Raw genomic sequence first — 3,736 nt, forward strand, 5'->3', positions numbered from 1 at the left:
GGGCCAGGGACTGATCCGCAGCTGGAACACGGCCGGCTGGTTCGCCCTGCCCGGCCGGCTGGGCGACCGCCTCGCCCCGCTGATCGGCGCCGACGCCGGCGAAGTGGTCGTCACCGACACGACGTCGCTGAACCTGTTCAAGGCGCTGGCCGCCGCGCTGGCGATCCAGGCCGACCGTCATCCTTCCCGCAAGGTTCTCGTCACGGAACGCAGCAACTTTCCCACCGATATCTATATGGCGGACGGTCTCGCGCGGTGGCTCGACCGCGGCTACCGCATCCACCTCGTCGATTCGCCCGAGGAACTGGAAGCGGCCGTCGACGCCGATTGCGCCGTGTTGATGCTCACACACGTGAACTACCGCACGGGGCGCATGCACGACATGGCCGCGCTGACCCATCACGCGCACGCCCGCGGCGCCCTCGTGCTGTGGGACCTCGCCCATTCGGCCGGCGCCGTGCCGGTGGACCTGAACGGGGCCGATGCCGACTTCGCGGTGGGCTGCACCTATAAATACCTGAACGGCGGTCCGGGTTCCCCGGCCTTCATCTGGGTGCCCAGGCGCCACCAGGCCGCGTTCCGGCATCCGCTCACGGGCTGGTGGAGCCACGCGGCGCCGTTCGCGATGTCGCACGGGTTCGAGGCCGCCGAGGGCATCGGGCGCGCGCTGTGCGGCACGCAGCCGGTCGTGTCGCTGGCGCTCGTCGAATGCGGCCTCGAGATCTTCGAGGCGACCGACATGGCCGCGCTGCGCGCGAAATCGCTGGCGCTGACCGACCTGTTCATCGCGCTGGTGGAAAGCCGCTGCGCCGCGCACCCGCTGGGGCTCGTCACGCCACGCGAACACGCCGCGCGCGGGAGCCAGGTGAGCTTCACGCATCCGCACGGCTACGCGGTGATGCGGACGCTGATCGCGCGCGGCGTCATCGGCGACTACCGCGAGCCGGAAATCATGCGCTTCGGCTTCACGCCGCTGTACACCAGCTTCGCCGACGTCTGGGATGCCGTCGAGATCCTGCGCGACATCCTCGGCCGCGAGGACTACGACACCCGCGCCGAACGCAGCGCCGTGACCTGAGGAGCGATCGTGGACAAGGACAAGAAAGACGCGCAATGGCACGGCGCGCAGATGGATTTCAGCCGCAGCATGAGCTACGGCGACTACCTGGGCCTGGACCAGATCCTGTCGGCCCAGCACCCGCTGTCGCCGAACCACAACGAGATGCTGTTCATCGTCCAGCACCAGACGAGCGAGCTGTGGATCAAGCTGATGCTGCACGAGCTGCAGGCCGTGCGCGCCCACATCCGCGCCGACGACCTGCCGCCGGCTTTTAAAATGCTGGCGCGGGTGGCGCGCATCATGGACCAGCTGGTGCACGCGTGGGACGTGCTGGCCACGATGACGCCGCCGGAATACAGCGCGATCCGCCCCTACCTGGCGTCGTCCTCGGGCTTCCAGTCGTTCCAGTACCGCGAGCTGGAATTCATCCTCGGGAACAAGAACGCCGCCATGCTGGCCGTGCACAAGACGTCGCCCGAGCACCACGCGCTGCTCGAACGCGAACTGCACGCGCCGTCGATCTACGACGAAGCCGTGCGGCTGCTGGCCCGTACCGGCCTCGCAGTCGCACCAAGCCGGCTCGACGCCGATCCGACGCAGCCGACCGTCCACGACGACAGTGTGATGGCCGCGTGGCTCGAGGTCTACCGCGACCCGGAGCACCACTGGGCCCTGTACGAACTGGCAGAAAAGCTGGTCGACCTGGAGACGGCCTTCCGCTTCTGGCGCTTCCGCCACGTGTCGACGGTGGAACGCATCATCGGCTTCAAGACGGGCACGGGCGGCACGGCGGGCGTGAGCTATCTGCGCAAGATGCTGGACGTCGTGCTGTTCCCCGAGCTGTTCGCGCTGCGCACGGCGCTGTAGCGGCGCGCCATCGTACAATGGCCGGCAAGACCACACTGGAGCGAACATGAAGTGCGACATCCTGACCCTGGCCGGCCTGTGGAACTCGGGCCCGCAACACTGGCAGACGCATTGGGAACGTAAATATCCCGCCTGGACACGGGTGCCGCATCGCGACTGGAACAACCCCGACCGGGACGAATGGGTGGCCGAACTGGATGCCGCCATCGCCGAGTGCGAGGGCCGGCCGATCCTCGTCGCGCACAGCCTCGCGTGCATGCTGGTGGCGCAGTGGGCGCAGTCCGGATCGAAGCTCAAGATCGCCGGCGCCTTCCTCGTCGCGCCGAGCGACGTCGAAGCGGCGTCCTACCCGATCGATGCCAACGGGTTCAAGCCGATCCCGCTGGCGAAGCTGCCGTTCCCGTCGATCGTCGTCGCCAGCAGCAACGACGAATACGTGGCCCCGGACCGCGCGCGCAGGTTCGCCAGCGCGTGGGGCAGCAAGCTGGTCGAGATCGGGCCGGCGGGCCACGTCAACGGCGGCAGCGGCTACGGTCCATGGCCGGAGGGCGAAGCGATGCTCGACGAATTCTGCCGCGACCTGAACCCGTAACGCCGGACGGCACGATGACCCCGGCGCGGGCCAGCGCGCTCGACGCGCGCTTCTCCCTCTACCTCGACCTCGCGCGCGCCTGCGCCGCGCTGGCCGTCGTGGTGGCGCACTTCGGCTATTTCCGCATCTTCGACGACGCCCAGATCGCCCGCATTCCCGACTTCGGGCGCGAGGCGGTCATCGCGTTCTTCGTGCTGTCCGGCTTCGTGATCGCGTACAGCGCCGAACACAAGAACCTGACGGCGCACAGCTACGTCGTGGCCCGCGCGGCGCGCCTGTATTCCGTCGTGCTGCCCGTGCTGGCCCTGGCCTTCATCCTGGCGACGGTCGTGCAGGACGTGCTGCACGTGCCCATCGGGGATTCGTACGAACTGCGCCGCCCCTGGCTGTACGTGCCGTTCCATCTCGCCTTCCTGGGCGACGTATGGAGCCTCGTCGAGCGGCCGCCGTGGCTGATCCCGTACTGGTCGCTCGATTACGAAGCCTGGTATTACGTGCTGTTCGGCGTCTTCCATTTCACGCAGGGGCGGCGCCGCTGGCTCGCCGCCGGTGCCGTGCTGGCGGTGGTCGGCCCACGCCTGTGGCTGTTGCTGCCCGTGTGGCTGTCCGGCGTCGCGCTGTACCGCCTGCAGGGCCGCCTCGCGTTCGGCGCCACCCTCGCCCGCGCCGGCTGGGCGCTCTCCGTCGTCCTCATATTCCTGTGGGGCTGGTTCGACCCGGAACCGTATCTGCGCGACGTCGCCAACGGCCTGTGGCCCTTCGCCGGCATCCGCATGGGCAGCGCCGACCGCGTGCTGGCCGACTACGCCGTCATGCTGCTCGTGCTGCTGAATTTCGCCTGCGCGCGCCAGGCGCGGTTCGACGCCCTGCTGCGGCTGGCGCGTCCGATCCGCTTCGTGGCCGGGCATACGTTCACGCTGTACCTGTCGCACGGGATTGTGATCGGCCTGTGGCAATCGCTGCTGCCGATCGAGCGCGGGGCGGCGCACGAGATGCTCGCGATCGGCACCGCGATCGCTGTCGTGGCGCTGGCGCTGAATCCGCTCACGGAAGCGCTGCAGCGCGGGTTGCGGCGCGTGTTCGACGCCGCACTCGCGCTGGGTGCGCGCGGAATGGGCCTGCGGACCTGAATCCAGGTCGAAAAAAAAGGTTCTTCACGGATTTCCGGGAAACGCGGCTTTGATCTTCAGGAAGAAGAAGGCGCTATCCCGGTAGCC

General features: G+C 68.5%; 4 protein-coding genes. All 4 read left to right on the forward strand.

What is annotated here, in order from left to right; translation table 11 throughout:
* A partial coding sequence (gene kynU / locus ACEN88_RS26585; protein ID WP_413344488.1) for a kynureninase occupies positions 1 to 1,078 on the forward strand: 1,078 nt, incomplete at its 5' end.
* 51 nt (positions 1,079 to 1,129) lie between these two features.
* Complete coding sequence (kynA, locus tag ACEN88_RS26590) at positions 1,130 to 1,927, forward strand: tryptophan 2,3-dioxygenase (RefSeq protein WP_413344494.1); 798 nt, start codon at positions 1,130 to 1,132, stop codon at positions 1,925 to 1,927.
* Positions 1,928 to 1,973: 46 nt separating this feature from the next.
* Positions 1,974 to 2,519 carry an RBBP9/YdeN family alpha/beta hydrolase gene (locus ACEN88_RS26595; RefSeq protein ID WP_413344490.1) on the forward strand — a complete coding sequence of 182 codons (546 nt, stop codon included), beginning with the start codon at positions 1,974 to 1,976 and terminating at the stop codon, positions 2,517 to 2,519.
* Between the two features lie 14 nt (positions 2,520 to 2,533).
* Positions 2,534 to 3,649 (forward strand): acyltransferase family protein, encoded by a 1,116-nt coding sequence (locus ACEN88_RS26600; protein WP_413344492.1) that lies wholly within the window; start codon positions 2,534 to 2,536, stop codon positions 3,647 to 3,649.
* Positions 3,650 to 3,736: the final 87 nt, after the last annotated feature.

This window comes from Massilia sp. CT11-108 (assembly GCF_047302915.1).
GTDB lineage: Bacteria > Pseudomonadota > Gammaproteobacteria > Burkholderiales > Burkholderiaceae_D > Telluria > Telluria orientalis.

Excerpts from the sequence above, each read along its gene's own strand:
- kynA (WP_413344494.1), top strand. The coding sequence starts at position 1,130 with ATGGATTTCAGCCGCAGCATGAGCTACGGCGACTACCTGGGCCTGGAC.
- ACEN88_RS26600 (WP_413344492.1), top strand. The coding sequence starts at position 2,534 with ATGACCCCGGCGCGGGCCAGCGCGCTCGACGCGCGCTTCTCCCTCTAC.
- ACEN88_RS26595 (WP_413344490.1), top strand. The coding sequence starts at position 1,974 with ATGAAGTGCGACATCCTGACCCTGGCCGGCCTGTGGAACTCGGGCCCG.